The 16,813-nt window shown below is 67.2% G+C and carries 16 protein-coding genes and 2 pseudogenes; 13 read left to right on the top strand and 5 right to left on the bottom strand.

Translation table 11 applies throughout. The features are described from left to right. Positions 1-74: 74 nt before the first annotated feature. Positions 75-845 (bottom strand): DeoR/GlpR family DNA-binding transcription regulator, encoded by a 771-nt coding sequence (locus J3R73_RS29770; RefSeq protein ID WP_307436080.1) that lies wholly within the window; start codon positions 843-845, stop codon positions 75-77. 203 nt (positions 846-1,048) lie between these two features. Between J3R73_RS29770 and J3R73_RS29765 the strand changes: the two genes are divergently transcribed. The 8 genes from J3R73_RS29765 (at position 1,049) to J3R73_RS29730 (ending at position 8,640) form a co-directional block, all read left to right on the top strand. Then, on the top strand, positions 1,049-3,133 hold the full coding sequence (locus tag J3R73_RS29765; RefSeq protein WP_307436079.1) for a bifunctional rhamnulose-1-phosphate aldolase/short-chain dehydrogenase: 2,085 nt from the start codon (positions 1,049-1,051) through the stop codon (positions 3,131-3,133). A 98-nt stretch (positions 3,134-3,231) separates the two neighbouring features. After that, entirely contained in the window at positions 3,232-3,873 is a 642-nt protein-coding gene (locus J3R73_RS29760; RefSeq protein WP_307437795.1) for a LysE family translocator, read from the top strand. Between the two features lie 88 nt (positions 3,874-3,961). Beyond that, a complete protein-coding gene (locus J3R73_RS29755) occupies positions 3,962-4,714 on the top strand; it encodes a phosphodiester glycosidase family protein (RefSeq protein WP_307436078.1) in 753 nt (250 codons plus the stop codon). Between the two features lie 120 nt (positions 4,715-4,834). Further along, positions 4,835-6,256 carry a 3-isopropylmalate dehydratase large subunit gene (gene leuC / locus J3R73_RS29750; RefSeq protein WP_307436074.1) on the top strand — a complete coding sequence of 474 codons (1,422 nt, stop codon included), beginning with the start codon at positions 4,835-4,837 and terminating at the stop codon, positions 6,254-6,256. Between the two features lie 213 nt (positions 6,257-6,469). Continuing rightward, positions 6,470-7,126: a nicotinate-nucleotide adenylyltransferase gene (locus J3R73_RS29745; RefSeq protein WP_307436071.1), complete on the top strand. Its 657-nt coding sequence runs from the start codon at positions 6,470-6,472 to the stop codon at positions 7,124-7,126. 141 nt (positions 7,127-7,267) lie between these two features. Further along, positions 7,268-7,672 carry a ribosome silencing factor gene (gene rsfS / locus J3R73_RS29740; RefSeq protein ID WP_307437792.1) on the top strand — a complete coding sequence of 135 codons (405 nt, stop codon included), beginning with the start codon at positions 7,268-7,270 and terminating at the stop codon, positions 7,670-7,672. A 6-nt stretch (positions 7,673-7,678) separates the two neighbouring features. Further along, on the top strand, positions 7,679-8,158 hold the full coding sequence (rlmH, locus tag J3R73_RS29735) for a 23S rRNA (pseudouridine(1915)-N(3))-methyltransferase RlmH (protein ID WP_307436068.1): 480 nt from the start codon (positions 7,679-7,681) through the stop codon (positions 8,156-8,158). A 119-nt stretch (positions 8,159-8,277) separates the two neighbouring features. Then, positions 8,278-8,640 (top strand): endonuclease domain-containing protein, encoded by a 363-nt coding sequence (locus J3R73_RS29730; RefSeq protein ID WP_307436065.1) that lies wholly within the window; start codon positions 8,278-8,280, stop codon positions 8,638-8,640. A gap of 149 nt (positions 8,641-8,789) precedes the next feature. Here J3R73_RS29730 and tlpA read toward each other — a convergent pair whose 3' ends face one another. Next, positions 8,790-9,482 carry a thiol:disulfide interchange protein TlpA gene (gene tlpA / locus J3R73_RS29725; protein WP_442358288.1) on the bottom strand — a complete coding sequence of 231 codons (693 nt, stop codon included), beginning with the start codon at positions 9,480-9,482 and terminating at the stop codon, positions 8,790-8,792. Positions 9,483-9,497: 15 nt separating this feature from the next. On the opposite strand from tlpA, the gene argH reads away from it, so the two are divergent. The 5 genes and pseudogenes from argH to J3R73_RS29705 all read left to right on the top strand — a co-directional run. Next, positions 9,498-10,883, top strand: a complete 1,386-nt coding sequence (gene argH, locus J3R73_RS29720; RefSeq protein ID WP_307436059.1) for an argininosuccinate lyase — start codon at positions 9,498-9,500, stop codon at positions 10,881-10,883. A 90-nt stretch (positions 10,884-10,973) separates the two neighbouring features. Continuing rightward, on the top strand, positions 10,974-11,174 hold the full coding sequence (lptM, locus tag J3R73_RS29715; protein ID WP_307436057.1) for an LPS translocon maturation chaperone LptM: 201 nt from the start codon (positions 10,974-10,976) through the stop codon (positions 11,172-11,174). A 7-nt stretch (positions 11,175-11,181) separates the two neighbouring features. Further along, entirely contained in the window at positions 11,182-12,450 is a 1,269-nt protein-coding gene (gene lysA, locus J3R73_RS29710) for a diaminopimelate decarboxylase (protein WP_307436055.1), read from the top strand. A gap of 93 nt (positions 12,451-12,543) precedes the next feature. Further along, positions 12,544-12,723 (top strand): annotated as a pseudogene (locus J3R73_RS31595) (type II toxin-antitoxin system VapB family antitoxin); the annotation flags it as partial. A gap of 58 nt (positions 12,724-12,781) precedes the next feature. Then, a pseudogene (locus J3R73_RS29705) lies at positions 12,782-12,919 on the top strand (type II toxin-antitoxin system VapC family toxin); the annotation flags it as partial. 70 nt (positions 12,920-12,989) lie between these two features. On the opposite strand, the gene bmt reads toward J3R73_RS29705, so the two are convergent. The 3 genes from bmt to J3R73_RS29690 form a co-directional block, all read right to left on the bottom strand. Beyond that, complete coding sequence (gene bmt / locus J3R73_RS29700; protein WP_307436052.1) at positions 12,990-13,985, bottom strand: betaine--homocysteine S-methyltransferase; 996 nt, start codon at positions 13,983-13,985, stop codon at positions 12,990-12,992. A 125-nt stretch (positions 13,986-14,110) separates the two neighbouring features. Continuing rightward, positions 14,111-15,436: a S41 family peptidase gene (locus J3R73_RS29695; protein WP_307436049.1), complete on the bottom strand. Its 1,326-nt coding sequence runs from the start codon at positions 15,434-15,436 to the stop codon at positions 14,111-14,113. Further along, the gene (locus J3R73_RS29690) at positions 15,433-16,767 is read right to left on the bottom strand and encodes a murein hydrolase activator EnvC family protein (protein ID WP_307436046.1); all 1,335 of its coding nucleotides are present in this window, start codon (positions 16,765-16,767) and stop codon (positions 15,433-15,435) included. Before J3R73_RS29690 ends, J3R73_RS29695 begins: the two co-directional genes overlap by 4 nt. Positions 16,768-16,813 lie beyond the last annotated feature (46 nt).

The raw sequence follows: 16,813 nt of genomic DNA, 5'->3' as shown, positions 1-16,813 counted from the left end.
AGCAGGCCAGGATCACGTCGGCCTCGCGAACGAAGACATGGATATGATGGAAATCATGGGGATGCCGAATCGGCCTACCCTCCCGCCACCTCGACCTCCACGCCCGCCTCGCGCAGCATGGCGAAGGCGGCGTCCGGCGCGCCGTCGTCGGTGATCAGCCGCCGGATGCGGGAGAGCGGGGCGACCGCGATCGAGCCGCGCGGCTCGAATTTCGAGGAATCGGCGAGCACGACGAGGTCGGCCGCGCGGCTGAGGAGCTTGGCCTCGGCGCGGGCGATGAGCGGATCGCTCTCGACGAGGCCGAGCGGGCCGATCGACATGGCGCTCATGAACATTTTCGATGCCGTGTAGTGCTGGATCGAATCTTCGTCGAAGGGCGACAGGATAATGTTCTGGTCGCGATAGACCTCGCCGCCCGGCAGGATGATGCGGTTGTCGCTCTGGCGCACCAGGGCCTCGGCGATCGGGAAGGAATTGGTGAGGATCTGCAGGCGCGCGGCGCGCAGGAACTCGACCATGTGGAACGTCGTCGAGCCGCCGTTGATGATGATCGATTCGCCATCCCGGCACAGGGCCACGGCCCGGCGGGCGATGGCGCGCTTGCGTTCGGCGAACAGGCCCTGGCTGACGTCGAAGCGGCGCGCCTCCAGCCGCGCCCCGCCGCCGCCGATCGCCTGCACGCCGCCATGGACGCGGCGCACCAGCCCGCGCGCGGCGAGGCGCGCCAGGTCGCGCCGGAGCGTCGCCGCCGAGGCCTGCGTGATCTCGGCCAGGTCCCGCGCCGAGACGATCGGGCGCTCGCGCACGAGGGTGAGAATGGTCTGCCAGCGCTCCTGCTCGTGCATCGGCCCTCCAATCGCTCACAACCTTGCGCAAACGCTCATCGATGTCAACTTCATGAGCGATCTTGCGCCGCAACCAGAAGATTTTGCGCCGCATCATGAGCGCTTATGATTGACCGTGACCGCCGGCCTTCCTATCGTCCGCGCCGAAAACGACCGGCCTGCCGGTCCGCGCAGGCTCTGCTTCCACTTCGAGGATCGCTCCGATGGCTTCAGGAAAACTCGCCGATCTCTGGGACGACAACGTCGCCGCCACGCTGGACGAGCCGGGCAAGCTGCTCTACCGCTCGAACCTCTTGGGATCCGATCTGCGCATCACCAATTTCGGCGGCGGCAACACGTCGGCCAAGGTGAAGGCGACCGATCCCTTGACCCGCGGCGAGGTCACCGTGCTCTGGGTCAAGGGCTCGGGCGGCGACATCGGCTCGATGAAGCTCGACGGCTTCTCGACCCTCTATCTCGACAGGCTCGAAGCCCTCAAGGGCCTCTATCGCGGCATCGAGCACGAGGACGAGATGGTCGGCTACCTGCCGCACTGCACCTTCGACCTCAATCCGCGCGCTGCCTCGATCGACACCCCCCTGCATGCCTTCGTGCCGAAGATCCATGTCGACCACGTCCATCCCGACGCGGTGATCGCCATCGCGGCCTCGCAGAATTCGGAAAAGCTCACGGCGGAGATCTTCGGCGGCGAGATCGGCTATCTGCCCTGGCAGCGCCCCGGCTTCGATCTCGGCCTCAAGCTCGGCACGCTCGCGGCCGAGAATCCGCATCTGGTCGGTGTCGTGCTCGGCGGCCACGGCCTCTTCACCTGGGACGACGACGCGCGGGAATGCTACCGCACCACGCTGCGCATCATCCAGAAGGCGGCCGACTGGATCGAGGCGAATGCGAGGCAGCCGGCCTTCGGCGGCGAGAAGACGCCGGCCCTCGCGCCCGAGGAGCGCGCCGCCGTCGCCACCCGGCTGATGCCGGAGATCCGCGGCCGCATCGGCAGGGAACGGGCCAAGGCCGGCCATTTCACCGACGCACCGGAAGTGCTGGAATTCGTGAACGCCAACGCGCTGGAGGCGCTGGCGCCGCTCGGCACCTCCTGCCCCGACCATTTCCTGCGCACCAAGATCCGGCCGCTGATCGTCCCCTTCGATCCCGCCCGCGGCGTCGAGGCCACGGTCGAGGCGCTCGACGGCCTGATCGGCGACTATCGCGCCGGCTACGCCGCCTATTACGAGCGCTGCAGGCACCCCGACTCCCCCGCCATGCGCGATCCCAACGCCGTGATCTATCTCGTCCCGGGCGTCGGCATGATCTCCTTCGCCGCCGACAAGGCCACGGCCCGCGTCGCCGGCGAATTCTATGTGAACGCCATCAACGTCATGCGCGGGGCGACCGGCGTCGACACCTATGTCGGCCTGCCCGAGCAGGAAGCCTTCGACATCGAATATTGGCTGCTGGAGGAAGCCAAGCTCCAGCGCATGCCCAAGCCCAAGAGCCTGGCCGGCCGCATCGCCCTCGTCACCGGCGGCGCCGGCGGCATCGGCAGCGCCATCGCGGCCCGGCTGATGGCGGAGGGCGCCTGCGTCGTGCTCGCCGACATCGACCAGGCTGCGCTCGACGAGAGCGTCGCCGCCTTCGGCAAGACGTTCGGGCGCGACGTCGTGCGCGGCGTCAGGGTCGACGTCACCGACGAGGCCGCGGTGATCGCCTCCTTCGAGCAGACGGTGCGGGCCTTCGGCGGCCTCGACATCGTCGTCAACAATGCTGGCATCTCCTCGGCGGCGCCGGTGGAGGACACCACGCTGGAACTGTGGAACCGCAACATCTCGATCCTCGCCACCGGCTATTTCCTGGTGGCGCGCGAAGGCTACCGCCTGATGAAGCGCCAGGGCAATGGCGGCTCGCTCGTCTTCATCGCCTCCAAGAACGGCGTCGCCGCCTCGGCCGGCGCCTCGGCCTATTGCACCGCCAAGGCGGCCGAGATCCATCTCGCGCGCTGCATGGCGCTCGAAGGGGCCCCCCTCGGCATCCGCGTCAACGTCGTCAACCCTGATGCGGTGCTGCGCGGCTCCCGGATCTGGCAGGGCGAATGGCGCCAGCAGCGCGCCGCCTCCAACCGGATCGCGGAGGACGATCTGGAGGAATTCTACCGCAAGCGCTCGCTGCTGCAGCGCTCGGTCTTCCCCGAGGACGTCGCCGAGGCCGTCTACTTCTTCGCCTCCGACCTCTCGGCCAAGTCGACCGGCAATTTCCTCAACGTCGACGCCGGCAATGCGGTGAGCTTTTCGCGCTGACAGCGAATCTCCTGGGAGAAGACGACCGCCCTCCCCCTTTCGCAAAAGCCGCGCCGGGTGTAGCACCCATGGCCGCCGATGCCGAGGGACCGACCCCGATGGACTTTCTTCCCGATTCCCACACTTTCGTGCTGTATTCGCTGGCCTGCGTGCTGCTCTTCGTCACGCCCGGCCCCGACATGAGCCTGTGGCTCGCCAAGACCATCAGCGGCGGCCGGCGCGGCGGCACGGCGGCGATGCTCGGCACGCAGGTCGGCTGCGTCTGCCACACCGTCTTCGCCGCCATCGGCCTGTCGGCCCTGCTCGCGGCCTCGGCCACCGCCTTCGCGGCGATGAAGATCATCGGCGCCCTCTATCTCCTCTGGCTCGCCTTCAGCGCCATCCGCTCCGGCTCCGCCCTCAACGTCAAGGCGGAGGCCAAGCCGCCCGGAAGCTTCCGGTCGACCTTCCTGCTCGGGCTCGGCGTCAACATCACCAACCCGAAGGTGGTACTGTTCTTCCTGACCTTCCTGCCGCAATTCGTGCAGGCCAACGACCCGCATGCGGCGCAGAAGCTGTTCTTCCTCGGCCTCTATTTCGTCGCCATCAATTTGCCGCTCGCCTTTGTCCTCATTCTCGGCGCCGAGAAGGTGGTGGCGTGGCTGAAGGCCCGGCCGCGCGTCCTGCGCGGCATCGACTTCACCTTCGCCGGCGTGTTCGGCCTCTTCGCGTTCAAGATCCTGACGACGCAGGCGCGCTGAGCGTTCTTCTCCGGCCGTTCTTTTTGTATAAGCCGCCGTCAAGCTGCGGTCCGCGCGCTGCGGCCCGATTCGTTCCGGGAGTTTCCTGTTGCCGTCATTCCTGCGCTGGATCGCCTGCCGCGCCATGCTCGCCGCCTGTCTCGCCGGCATCGCCGCCTCGGCGCGGGCCGGCTGCGAGCCCCTGACCGAGGACGGGCACGATTACGTCGCCTGCCGGTTCGACCCGCGCAGCGACGCGCTCTCGCTCTATTGGCGCGGCGCCGACGGCATGCCGCTGGCGACGACCGAACGGCTCGCCGACGCGGTGGCCGCCACCGGCCGCAAGCTGGTCTTCGCCATGAATGCGGGCATGTACGACACCGCGCTCGCTCCCATCGGGCTCTATGTCGAGAACGGCCGCATGCTGCATCGGGCCAATCTGCGCAACGGCGCCGGCAATTTCCATCTCAAGCCGAACGGCGTGTTCTATTTCGGCGACGGCAAGGCGGGGGTGATGGAGACCGGCCGCTTCCTCAAGGCCCGCCTCAACCCCGCCTTCGCCACCCAGTCCGGCCCCATGCTGGTGATCGACGGCCAGATCCACCCCAAGCTCCAGCCGGACGGTGCCTCGGAGAAGGTCCGCAACGGCGTCGGCGTGCGCGACGACGGCACGGTGGTCTTCGCGATCTCGACCGAACCGGTGAGCTTCTACGCCTTCGCCAGGCTGTTCCGCGACCGGCTCGGCACCCAGAACGCGCTCTTCCTCGACGGCTCGATCTCCACGCTCTACGCCCCGCCCCTGCCGCCCGTCGGCGGCTGGCGCAGCCTCGGCCCGATGCTGGGCGTGACCGCCGGGCCCTGAAACGGCCGGCAAACGCCCGAGGCGACCGGCCCAACCGAAGCTATTAGTTTTTGCACTCTTTTCCTGGGGCTCGCTTTTGGCTAAATCACGGTCAAACTCACGTCACATGCAGGAAATGCCATGGCTCCCCGCACGCTCTACGACAAGATCTGGGACGACCACGTCGTCGAAACCGCTCCGGACGGGACGAGCCTGCTCTATATCGACCGCCATCTCGTGCATGAGGTGACGAGCCCGCAGGCCTTCGAGGGCCTGCGCGTCTCCGGCCGCAAGGTGCATTCGCCCCAGCGCACGCTGGCGGTGGTGGATCACAACGTGCCGACGACGGACCGCTCCAAGGGCATCGACGACCCCGAAAGCGCCATGCAGGTCGACACCCTCGCCCAGAACGCGCTCGATTTCGGCGTCGAATATTATTCCGAGCGCGACACGCGCCAGGGCATCGTGCACATCGTCGGCCCCGAGCAGGGCTTCACTCTGCCGGGCACCACCATCGTGTGCGGCGACAGCCACACCTCGACGCATGGCGCCTTCGGCGCCCTCGCCCACGGCATCGGCACCTCCGAGGTCGAGCATGTGCTCGCCACGCAGACGCTGATCCAGAAGAAGGCGAAGAACATGCGCGTCACCGTCGACGGCAAGCTGCCAGACGGCGTGACCGCCAAGGACATCATCCTCGCCATCATCGGCGAGATCGGTACCGCCGGCGGCACCGGCCACGTGCTCGAATATGCCGGCGAGGCGATCCGCGCCCTCTCGATGGAAGGGCGCATGACGGTGTGCAACATGTCGATCGAAGGCGGCGCGCGCGCCGGCCTGATCGCGCCGGACGAGAAGACCTATGCCTATCTGAAGGACCGGCCCAAGGCGCCGAAGGGCGATGCCTGGGAGCAGGCTCTGGCCTATTGGCAGACGCTCTACACCGAGGAAGGCGCCGTGTTCGACCGCGAGGTCCGGCTCGACGCCGCCTCGCTGCCGCCGATCGTCACCTGGGGCACCAGCCCGCAGGACGTCGCCTCGATCACCGGCACGGTGCCCCATCCCGACGATGCCGCCAACGAGCACAAGCGCGTGTCGATCGAGCGGGCCCTCGCCTATATGGGCCTCAAGGGCGGCGAGAAGATCATCGACCTCAAGCTCGACCGCGTGTTCATCGGCTCCTGCACCAATGGCCGCATCGAGGATCTGCGCGCCGTCGCCGGCATCGTCGCCGGCAAGACCGTCAACGCCAATGTCGATGCCATGATCGTGCCGGGCTCGGGCCTGGTGAAGATGCAGGCCGAGGCCGAAGGTCTCGACAAGATCTTCCGCGCCGCCGGCTTCGACTGGCGCGAACCGGGCTGCTCGATGTGCTTGGCCATGAACGCCGACAAGCTGAAGCCGGGCGAGCGCTGCGCCTCGACCTCGAACCGCAATTTCGAGGGACGGCAAGGCTATAAGGGCCGCACGCATCTGGTCTCGCCGCAAATGGCGGCGGCCGCGGCGATCGCCGGCCATTTCGTCGACATCCGCGAATGGGACAAGGCGTCCTTGCACGCCTGAGGCATTTTCCGGAAAAGTCGATGGACTTTTCGATTAAGGAAAGGCGTCCGACCGACGAGTTGGAGAAAATCGCGATTCGGTGAGATCGCGATTGATCCGGGGCGCGGACGTCACCTGCCCCTCCCTTGCGGGAAAGAGGCCTGGATGCGGCGAAGGCGCCACCTTGCGCGAGGTGGCGCCTCGCTCGTTCGGAGCAACGCGCGAAGCCGATCGATGCACCCTGTCCTCCCCTCGCCGGCCGATGCCCGCCGCCTGCCGCCCTTCTCGCAGGGCATGACGATCGGGCTGTTCGGCGGCACCTTCAACCCGCCGCATGAAGGGCACCGCCATGCCAGCCTCGTCGCGCTGACGCGGCTGGGGCTCGACCGCATCTGGTGGCTGGTGACGCCGGGCAACCCGCTCAAGGACAATGACGGGCTGCCGCCGCTCGAAATGCGCGTGGCCGCGGCCCGCCGCATCGCCGCCGATCCGCGCATCGTCGTCACCGGCGTCGAGGCGGCGATCCATACCCGCTACACCTATGACACCATCCGCTGGCTCGCGCGCCGCTGTCCGGGCGTGACCTTCATCTGGATCATGGGCGCCGACAACCTCGCCTCCTTCCATCGCTGGCAGCATTGGCGCGGCATCGCGCGGACCATGCCGATCGCCGTGGTCGCCCGGCCGGGCGCCACCACCAAGGGGCCGCTCGCCAAGGCGGCCCGCGCCTTCGCTCCCTGGCGCCTGCCCGAGCACGCCGCGCGCACCCTCAAGCGCCGCGCGCCGCCGGCCTGGGTGTTCCTCCATGCCCCGCTCGACGCCACCTCGTCGACGGCCCTGAGGGCCAGGGGGGCCGGCCTGGTGCCGAATCGGCCCGAACAGCAAAAATAAGCTGCTCTGCGGGCCTCCCGGGGCCCCTTACGGGCGTCGACGTCATTGAAACGACGCCATTACTTGCTAATATTAAAGCGCAAATGGAATTCGCGGAGGTCCGCGGATATCGATAAGCATGAGGGTTTGCCCCTGACCACGATGGTGAGACGCGAAGCGGATGTCATTCCGCTTCATCCCGTGTCCCGAGCCTCCCGCCCGGACGCCGAAGACACGGTCCGCCTGCTCCTCAAAAGCCTGGACGACATGAAGGCCGAGGAGATTGTGGAAATCGACCTGCGCGGCAAGAGCGCCATCGCCGATGCGATGATCATCGCGACCGGCCGGGTTGCCAGGCATGTTGATGCGATCGCGGATCGCGCGGTGAAAGATCTCAAGGCAGCCGGCGTTCACAATATCCGCATCGAGGGTGTCCCGGTCTGCGACTGGGTGCTGATCGACGCGGGCGACGTGATCGTGCACATCTTCCGGCCCGAGGTCCGTGCCTTCTACAATCTCGAAAAGATGTGGTCGTCCGCCCGGCCGAACGAGATCCGGTCGAGCTGACGTCCGGTGCGGCTTTCGATCTGCGCCGTCGGCCGGCTCAAGGCCGGGCCGGAGCGCGATCTCGTGGCCCGCTATGTCGAGAGGCTGAACGCCGGCGGGCGCAGCCTGGCGCTCGGCCCGCTCGACATCGTCGAAATCGACGAGAGCCGGGCGCGGCGCGCCGAGGACCGCAAGGCGGAAGAGGCTGAAAAACTGCTCGCCGCCGCCGGCGAGGCGCTGGTCGCCGCCCTCGACGAGAACGGCGCCCTTCCCGGCAGCGAGGCCTTCGCCGCGAAGATCGCAGGCTGGCGCGACGCCGGCACGCCATCGCTCGCCTTCCTGATCGGCGGCGCCGACGGCCATGGCGAGGCCGTGAAGGCGAAGGCCGCGATGACCCTCTCCTTCGGCCGGATGACATGGCCGCACCAGATCGTGCGCATCCTCCTGGCCGAACAGCTCTACCGCGCCTCGACCATCATCGCCGGGCATCCCTATCACCGGGTGTGACGGGAGCTATTCCATGGTGGATGGCGGCGCTGCCCCTCACCTCTATCCTCTCCCCGCAAGGCGGGGAGAGGGGGGCACCAGCGTCGCGGTCATGTCTGAACCGCTGCAAGGAGGGATAGATGCGTTCTGTCGATCTTCCGACACATGCACGTGCCCAGCGATTGCGCAGGGACGCTCCGACGGCCGAGAAAATCATCTGGCGTCACCTGAGAAACCGCTCCCTGGCGGGGCACAAATTCATCCGCCAATCTCCGATCGGTCCCTATTTCGTCGACTTCGTCTGCCGGGAGCGAAAGCTCATCGTCGAAGTCGACGGGGCCACGCATTCGACGGCTTCCGAAGTCGCACATGATCTGCTGCGGACGAAATACCTGCAGCAGAATGGATACCGTGTATTGCGAGTATCAAATGCCGCCGTCCGGGAGAGTATCGAGGGCGTGCTCGAGCTGATTCTCGCCGCTATGGAAGAACAGGAAGGTTGATTTTCCGTATTCCGATCGCCGAACACCGAAGCCTCAATCTCCAGGCTGCGAGATGGAGGCCTTTCAGGACCGGCGCGACATCGAAGTCCCCTCTCCCCGCTTGCGGGGAGAGGATAGAGGTGAGGGGCGGCGCGACCTGGAAGGATCAACTAAAGTCCCGTCGCCGCCTTGATCACCGCCTTGGCCTCGTCGCTCGCCCATTCGGCGGGCCCGGCCATTGCGGCGAGGCGGCAGCCCTGGCGGTCGATCACCACCGAGGTCGGCAGGCCCTGGCCGAGGCCTTCGTCCTTCAGGCTCTGCAGGATGCCGGTCGAGGGATCGGCGTAACGGGCGAGCCTGTCGATCTTGTTGTCATCGAGGAAGGCGGCGACCCTGTCCGCATTGCGGGTATCGATATTGACGGCGACGACCTCGAAATCCTTGCCGCCGAGATCGCCCTCCAGCTTGTTGAGCGCCGGCATCTCGCGCCGGCAGGGCACGCACCACGTCGCCCACAGATTGAGGAGCACCGTGCGCCCCTTGAAATCGGCGAGCGACATGCTGGTGCCGTCCGCCCGCTGAAAGCTGATCGGCGGCAGAGGCTGCGGTGCGGCGCTGACATTGAGCGCGGCGATCTGGCCCTTGGCGAGCGGGTCCATTTTCGCGGCGACCGCGGCCGAACCCGGGCAGGCGGCGCTTTCCTGATTGCGGGAACCGTCCTTTGTCCCGTATATCGCCGCCACGCCGGCCACCACGCCGGCCACGACCGCCGCGCCGATCATCCAGCGTGCCGACGATTTCCGCGGCGGCCGCGCCTCGGTTGCTTCGTCCCGGGGAGTTTCGTCCCGAGTGTTTTCGTCCATTGCGAGCCTGTTCAGATGAGCAACAAAATGTGGGGCGGCCGGTTCCAGTCAGGACCCGACGCGCTCATGGAAGAGATCAACGCCTCGATCGACTTTGACAAGCGCCTGTGGGCGCAGGACATTCGCGGATCGCTCGCCCATCTCTCCATGCTCGAAGCGCAAGGCATCGTCGGAACGGCGGATGCCAAGGCCATCAGCGATGGTCTAGAGGCCGTCCGCGGCGAAATCGAGGGCGGGACGTTCACTTTTTCGCGTGCGCTCGAAGACATCCATATGAATGTCGAGTCGCGCCTGGCCGCCATCGCCGGGCCCGCCGCAGGCCGCCTGCATACGGCGCGCTCGCGCAATGACCAGGTCGCCACCGATTTCCGCCTGTGGGTGCGCGACACCATCGACGAGCTCGACGGCCAGCTCGCGGATCTGATGACCGCCCTCGCCGAGAAGGCGCTCGCCTTCCACGATGCGGTGATGCCCGGCTTCACCCATCTGCAATCGGCCCAGCCGGTCACCTTCGGCCACCACCTCCTCGCTTATGTGGAGATGCTCGGCCGCGACAGGGGGCGTTTCGCCGACGCCCGCCGGCGGCTCAACGAGAGCCCGCTGGGCGCGGCCGCCCTCGCCGGCACCTCCTTCCCGATCGATCGGCGCGCCACCGCCGCCGCCCTCGGCTTCGACCGCCCGACGGCCAACTCCATCGATTCGGTGTCGGACCGCGACTTCGTGCTCGAGGCGCTCGCGGCGGCTGCGATCGGCGCCATGCATCTGTCGCGCTTCGCCGAGGAGATCGTGATCTGGACGACGCCGCAATTCGCCTTCGTCGCCCTGTCCGACAAGTTCACCACCGGCTCTTCGATCATGCCGCAGAAGCGCAATCCCGACGCGGCCGAGCTGGTGCGCGCCAAGGCCGGCCGCGTCATCGGCGCGCTCGTCGCGCTGCTCGTGGTGATGAAGGGCTTGCCGCTGGCCTATGCCAAGGACATGCAGGAGGACAAGGAGCAGGCCTTCGACGCGCTGCAGACGCTGTCGCTCGCCACCGCCGCCATGGCCGGCATGGTGCGCGATCTGCGCCCCGACACCGCGCGCATGAAGACAGCCGCCGGCGCCGGCTATGCGACCGCGACCGACCTCGCCGACTGGCTGGTGCGCGAGCTCGGCCTGCCGTTCCGCGAGGCCCATCACGCCACCGGCAGGCTGGTCGGCATGGCCTCGGCGAAGGGCGACGCGCCGCTCGAGAGCCTCACGCTCGCCGAGATGCGCGAGGTCGAGCCTCGCATCCACGAGGGCGTCTACGCGGTGCTGGGCGTCGAGAACTCGGTGCGCAGCCGCACCTCCTATGGCGGCACGGCGCCGGACAACGTCAAGGCCCAGGCGGAGCGCTGGCTGAAGGCGCTGCGTTCGTGAGCGGTGGCCCCCGGCGCGGCAAAATGCCGGCCGGGACACCGGCATTTCGATCGAATCCATGCTACACAGCCTCATGATCAGGAGTTGTCCATGCTAGGCCCCGCGTTCCGTGTCGCACTCGCTCTGGCGCTGATATCCAGCCTCGCCCTTGCCGGCTGCGGCCGCCGCGGCAAGCTCGAGCCGCCGCCGGAGCAGAATGTCCCCGAGAAGGGCGAGGGGACGGGCAAAAAGAAGGACCCCGGCTTCGTCAAGGAGCATAAGGCCCTTCCGATGGATTTCCTGCTGAACTGATCCAAAAATGCACCATTTCACCTATCGCGACGGCGTGCTGCACGCCGAGGACGTGCCGCTGCCGGCGATCGCCGCCGACGTGGGAACGCCGTTCTACTGCTATTCCGCCGCCACCCTGCGCCGCCATTTCAAGGTCTTCGCCGGCGCCTTCGCCGACGTGTCCTCGCTCGTGTGCTATGCGATGAAGGCCAATTCCAACCTGGCCGTGCTGCGCGTACTCGCCGAACTCGGCGCCGGCATGGACGTGGTGTCGGAAGGCGAGCTGCGGCGCGCCCGCGCCGCCGGCGTGCCCGCCGACAGGATCATGTTCTCCGGCGTCGGCAAGCTGGCGCGCGAGCTCGCCTATGCGCTCGACGAGGACATCCTCTGCTTCAATGTCGAATCCGAGCCGGAGCTGGAGCTGCTCTCCCGCATCGCCAGCGCCAAAGGCCGCATTGCGCGCATCTCGCTGCGCATCAACCCCGATGTCGACGCCAAGACGCACCGCAAGATCGCGACCGGCAAGTCGGAGAACAAGTTCGGCATTCCCATCGCCGAGGCGCGCGAGCTCTATGCCCGCGCCGCCAGGCTGCCGGGCATCCGGGTCACCGGCGTCGACATGCATATCGGCAGCCAGATCACGGCGCTGGAACCCTATGATGCCTCGATCGAGCGGCTGGTCGGGCTGGTGCGGCTTCTGCGCGCCGACGGCCATACCATCGACCATATCGATTTCGGCGGCGGCCTCGGCATCCCCTATCGCGACGACAACGAGCCTCCGCCCCATCCCGACGACTATGCCGCCGTGGTCAAGCGCTATGCGCGCGACCTCGACGCCACCCTCGTCTTCGAGCCGGGGCGGCTCATCGCCGGCAATGCCGGCATCCTCGTCTCCGAAGTCGTCTATGTGAAGCAGGGCGAGGGCAAGACCTTCGTCATCGTCGACGCCGCCATGAACGACCTCATCCGGCCGACGCTCTATGACGCCTATCATGCGATCTGGCCGGTGAGGGAGCGCCAGGCCGGCGGCGCCATGATCACCGCCGACGTCGTCGGTCCCGTCTGCGAGACGGGCGACTATCTCGCGCTGGATCGCGCCATTCCCCTGGTCGCCTCGGGCGATCTCGTCGCCGTGATGTCGGCGGGCGCCTATGGCGCGGTGCAGGCCGGCACCTACAACACCCGCCCGCTCGTCCCGGAAGTGCTGGTCGACGGAGACAAGTTCGCCGTCATCCGCAAGCGTCCGACCTATGACGAGATGCTGGGGCTGGACATCATCCCCGACTGGCTCGTGTGAAGCCGATTCAGCCCAGGCGCATTCCAGACTTCTTCATGGTGCCGATGTACATTCAAGACCACGTCATGTACATTTTCTGTCGAGAGACGTGCCATGACTCTTCACATCACCGACCCGGCCGCCGATGCTGCAGCCCGCGAGCTGGCGGCCGTCCGCGGCATTTCCATTACCGAAGCCGTACGGATCGCCTGCCGCGAAATGTTGGCTAGGGATCGCAGGGTTCTGCCGTTGGAAACGAGGCCGCCGTCATTCACAGCCAGATCGATGCAGCACCGGATACAGGTGAGCGTCCCGACAAGGCCTTCTTCGACGGCATGCGGTCCTCGCGCGCGAGCGTTACGGCAAGGGCAGGCATCCGGCAGCCCTGAACATGGGAGACTGCCCGTCCTATGCCGCGGCGCGCCATTTCAACGCTCCGCTATTGTGCAAGGGCAACGATTTCGCGCAGACCGACATCACGCCCGCGTAAACGAAGCTGGCGCGATGTCGGTTCGGAGACGCCGGCAAGCCCGGCAGCTCGGAGAAAAGACGCCCGTCCGTCAGTGCCGGCGGCGGCGGCGCGCCGGGTCTTCGCTGCTCGCCGCCTTGGGCGGGGCGACCAGCGGCCCGATCTCGGCGACCACCTTGGCGGTGTCCGGGCGCTCGGCGCGCTGATGGCTGTCGATGGCCTGCCGCATGGCGGCGAGATGGGCGGGCGAGGTGCCGCAGCAGCCGCCGATGATGCGGGCGCCGGCGTCGACGGCCAGGCGCGCATATTCGGCCATCAGCTCGGGCGTGCCGGAATAATGGATATGGTCGCCGTGGAACTGCGGAATGCCCGCATTGGCCTTGGCGATGATGACGGCATCGGGATCCGCCTCGGTCATCGACAGGATCGAGACCAGCAGATCCGATGCGCCGACGCCGCAATTGGCGCCGACCGCCACCGGACGAGGATCGATGTCCGCGGCGACGCCCGGCATGGAGGCGGGCGGAATGCCCATCATGGTCTTGCCCGCCGTGTCGAAGCTCGCCGTCACCGTATAGGGCATGCCGACCTTCACCGCCGCCTTGGCGGCCGCGCGCATCTCCTCGGCCGCCGACATCGTCTCGATCCAGATGACGTCGGCTCCGCCTTCCTTCAGCCCTTCGATCTGCTCGGCAAAGATCTCGACGGCGTCCTCCTCCGTCAACGGGCCGAGCGGGACGAAGAGATCGCCCGTCGGGCCGACGGAACCGGCCACCACCACCGGCCGGCCGGCGCCGTCCGCCACCTTGCGGGCATTGCGGGCGGCGATGGCGTTGAGTTCCTTCACCCGGCCGTCGAGCTTGTGCAGCGCCAGGCGCCTGCGGTTGTCGCCGAAGGAATTGGTGAGGATGATGTCGGCCCCGGCATCGACGAAGGACTGGTGCAGCGCGAGGATGCGGTCGGGATGCTCGATGTTCCAGATCTCCGGCGGGTCACCGGACATCAGCCCCATCTCGAACAGATTGGTTCCGGTCGCACCGTCGGCGAGCAGCACGGGCTTCTGGGCCAGGAGATCTGTCAGGCGCATGGGAGATCCTTCACGGGAAGACGTGCTTCCAAATAGACCGTTGCGGTCGCGATTCAAGCGGGAATCTCAAACGGCAACGCCGGGACGAGCCCGGCGTTGCAAGCACGAGGAGATGGGCGGTCCCGTCAGTTCGGGATGGCCATCTTCGGATTGGGCGGGAAGAAGGCGCTCTTCTGCGTCCCGCGCAGCAGCGCGATCGCGGCATTGAGCTGGGTGTCGTCCTTCTCCTCGGCCGGGACATAGGCCGACGAACCGCCCTCCTCCGCCTTGTCCGAGCTTTCCAGATGGCCCTTGAGGCCGGCTTCGCCCTTGGTCTGGTCCTTGCCCTGCAGATCGGCCGGCACATTCTCCTGCACCACGATCTCGGGCTCGATGCCCTTGGCCTGGATCGAGCGGCCCGACGGGGTGTAGTAGCGCGCCGTGGTCAGCCGCAGGGCGCCGTTGCCCTGCAGCGGGATGATGGTCTGCACCGACCCCTTGCCGAAGGAGCGCGTGCCCAGGATGGTGGCGCGCTTGTGATCCTGCAGGGCGCCGGCGACGATCTCGGACGCCGAAGCCGAACCGCCGTTCACCAGCACGATCACCGGCTTGCCGTTGGTCAGGTCGCCGGCCCGGGCGGTGAAGCGCTGGATGTCGTCCGGGCTGCGCCCGCGCGTCGACACGATCTCGCCGCGCTCGAGGAACGCATCCGAGACTTCGATCGCCTGGTCGAGCAGGCCGCCGGGATTGTTGCGCAGGTCGACGACATAGCCCTTGATCTTGTCCTGGCCGATATCCTTGCTGAGGCTGTCCAGGCTCTTCTTCAGGCCGTCGAAGGTCTGCTCGGTGAACTGGGTGATGCGGATATAGCCGATATCGTCGCCGATCTTCTTCGAACGGACCGATTTGACCTTGATGACGTCGCGCACGATCTTGACGTCGAACGGCTTGTCCTTGCCGCGCTGGATCTTGAGGGTGATCGGGCTGTTGACCGCGCCGCGCATCTTGTCGACCGCCTGCTGCAGCGTCATGCCCTGGATCGCTTCGCCGTCCAGGGCGGTGATGACGTCACCGGCCAGGACGCCCGCCTTGGACGCCGGCGAATCGTCGATCGGCGAGACGACCTTGAGGACATTGTCCTCCATCGTCACCTCGATGCCGAGGCCGCCGAATTCGCCCTTCGTCTGAACCTGCATGTCCTGGAAGCTCTTGGCATCCATGTAGCTGGAATGCGGGTCCAGCGAGGAGAGCATGCCGTTGATGGCGGCTTCGATCAGCTTGGAGTCGTCGGGCTGCTCGACATAGTCGGTCCGCACCCGCTCGAAGACGTCGCCGAAGAGGTTGAGCTGCTTGTAGGTGTCCGTGACGGCAGCATTGGCGCCGCCCATCAGGGCAAGCGGCTGCGTCGCCGCGATTGTCACGACAGCGCCGAGTGCGACACCGCAGAATAGAATGGGAAGCTTGCGAATCATCCGCGTGCCTTCTCGCCTTGATTGGACCACCAGGGGGTGGGATCTATGGAAACGCCGTCTTTCCTGAACTCGATATATAGGGTGGGCTTGGCGGCGCTTGAAGCACCCGTCAGCGCCACTTTCGCCACATCGGCGTCGGAGATCGTCCCGTTTCCCACGATTTTGTCAGCTCCCATGGCGGCAACCGGTTCGCCCGTCAAGACGAACTGACCAAGGCCGACATTGATTTTGTCCATGCCGGCCATCACGACATGGTACCCGCCACCCGCATTGATGATCAAGAGCCGCCCATAAGAGCGGAATGTGCCGGCGAAGACAACCCAGCCGTCGCAGGGCGCGGTGACGCCCGCCTCCGGCGCGGTGGCGATCGTCAGGCCCTTCTCCTGGCCGCCACTGCCGTCATCGGCGCCGAAATCGCGCAGGACCGTGCCGGAAACCGGCAGATTCAGCATTCCCTTCGCCTGTTCGAACGGCAGGGCCGGTGCCAGGCGGCTCGGATCGTGCAGGGCCGCCAGCGAGGCCTTGGACGGCGGCGCGCCGGCATTCTGGTTCGCCGTGGCGGCGCCGGCGCTCCTGGCCGCCTGCTGCGCCGGGCCGTTGTCGCGCTCCATGCGGGCAATCAAATCTTTGAGATTGGCGGCCTGCTGGGCGAGGGAGGAGGCGTGGGCCTGCTCGGCAGCCAGCGTCGTCTCCTCCTGCGCCAGCACCTTCTGGCGTTCCTCCACCAATAGTTCGGTGCGCGTGCGGTTCTCGGCGAGCGCCTCCAGCGCCTGCCTCAGCGTGTCGCGCTGGGCCGTGATCTCGGCGCGCACCCGCGCCAATTCCTTCAGATTGCCGATCAGCACCTCGGTCTCCTGGCGCATCTCGGGCAGGACGATGCCGAGCAGCATCGCCGTCCGCACCGCCTGGAGGGCGTCGTCGGGGCTGACCAGCATCGCCGGCGGCGGATTGCGCCCCATGCGTTCGAGCGAGGCGAGCACCTCGACCAGCAGGCCGCGCCGGCTCTGGAGGGAGACGCGGATATTGTCCTCGTTGCTGTCGAGCGAGGCCAGGCGGGCCTCGGCCGTCAGGGCCTTCGCCTCGGTGTCCTGCGTGCGGTTGCCGGTATCGACCAGCTGCTGGTGCAATTTGTCGCGATCGGCCCCCAGGGCCTGGATCTCCCTGCGCAGGCGTGCAACCGTCTCGTCCGAGAGCTTCATCTGGCCCTGGATCAGCGCGAGGTCGCCGCGCCGGGCAGCGACGTCCCGGGCCGGATCGGAAGGGGTTTGGGCGGGCGCCGCGGCAAGCGGGTCGGCCGTGGCGGCCGGCATCGTGCCTGCGAGCGCGGCCATCACCGTGCCGGCCAACCCCAGCCTTCGAAATGCGCAGAATCCATCC

This window comes from Labrys monachus, assembly GCF_030814655.1.
Taxonomy (GTDB): domain Bacteria; phylum Pseudomonadota; class Alphaproteobacteria; order Rhizobiales; family Labraceae; genus Labrys; species Labrys monacha.
This window is presented reverse-complemented; position numbering and strand designations above follow the sequence as displayed.

What these genes read in the sequence shown, in the direction of transcription:
- J3R73_RS29770 (WP_307436080.1), bottom strand. Translation starts at nt 845, where the DNA reads ATGCACGAGCAGGAGCGCTGGCAGACCATTCTCACCCTCGTGCGCGAG.
- J3R73_RS29765 (WP_307436079.1), top strand. Translation starts at nt 1,049, where the DNA reads ATGGCTTCAGGAAAACTCGCCGATCTCTGGGACGACAACGTCGCCGCC.
- J3R73_RS29760 (WP_307437795.1), top strand. Translation starts at nt 3,232, where the DNA reads ATGGACTTTCTTCCCGATTCCCACACTTTCGTGCTGTATTCGCTGGCC.
- leuC (WP_307436074.1), top strand. Translation starts at nt 4,835, where the DNA reads ATGGCTCCCCGCACGCTCTACGACAAGATCTGGGACGACCACGTCGTC.
- J3R73_RS29745 (WP_307436071.1), top strand. Translation starts at nt 6,470, where the DNA reads ATGCACCCTGTCCTCCCCTCGCCGGCCGATGCCCGCCGCCTGCCGCCC.
- rsfS (WP_307437792.1), top strand. Translation starts at nt 7,268, where the DNA reads ATGGTGAGACGCGAAGCGGATGTCATTCCGCTTCATCCCGTGTCCCGA.
- J3R73_RS29730 (WP_307436065.1), top strand. Translation starts at nt 8,278, where the DNA reads ATGCGTTCTGTCGATCTTCCGACACATGCACGTGCCCAGCGATTGCGC.
- tlpA (WP_442358288.1), bottom strand. Translation starts at nt 9,482, where the DNA reads ATGGACGAAAACACTCGGGACGAAACTCCCCGGGACGAAGCAACCGAG.
- argH (WP_307436059.1), top strand. Translation starts at nt 9,498, where the DNA reads ATGAGCAACAAAATGTGGGGCGGCCGGTTCCAGTCAGGACCCGACGCG.
- lptM (WP_307436057.1), top strand. Translation starts at nt 10,974, where the DNA reads ATGCTAGGCCCCGCGTTCCGTGTCGCACTCGCTCTGGCGCTGATATCC.
- lysA (WP_307436055.1), top strand. Translation starts at nt 11,182, where the DNA reads ATGCACCATTTCACCTATCGCGACGGCGTGCTGCACGCCGAGGACGTG.
- bmt (WP_307436052.1), bottom strand. Translation starts at nt 13,985, where the DNA reads ATGCGCCTGACAGATCTCCTGGCCCAGAAGCCCGTGCTGCTCGCCGAC.
- J3R73_RS29695 (WP_307436049.1), bottom strand. Translation starts at nt 15,436, where the DNA reads ATGATTCGCAAGCTTCCCATTCTATTCTGCGGTGTCGCACTCGGCGCT.
- J3R73_RS29690 (WP_307436046.1), bottom strand. Translation starts at nt 16,767, where the DNA reads ATGGCCGCGCTCGCAGGCACGATGCCGGCCGCCACGGCCGACCCGCTT.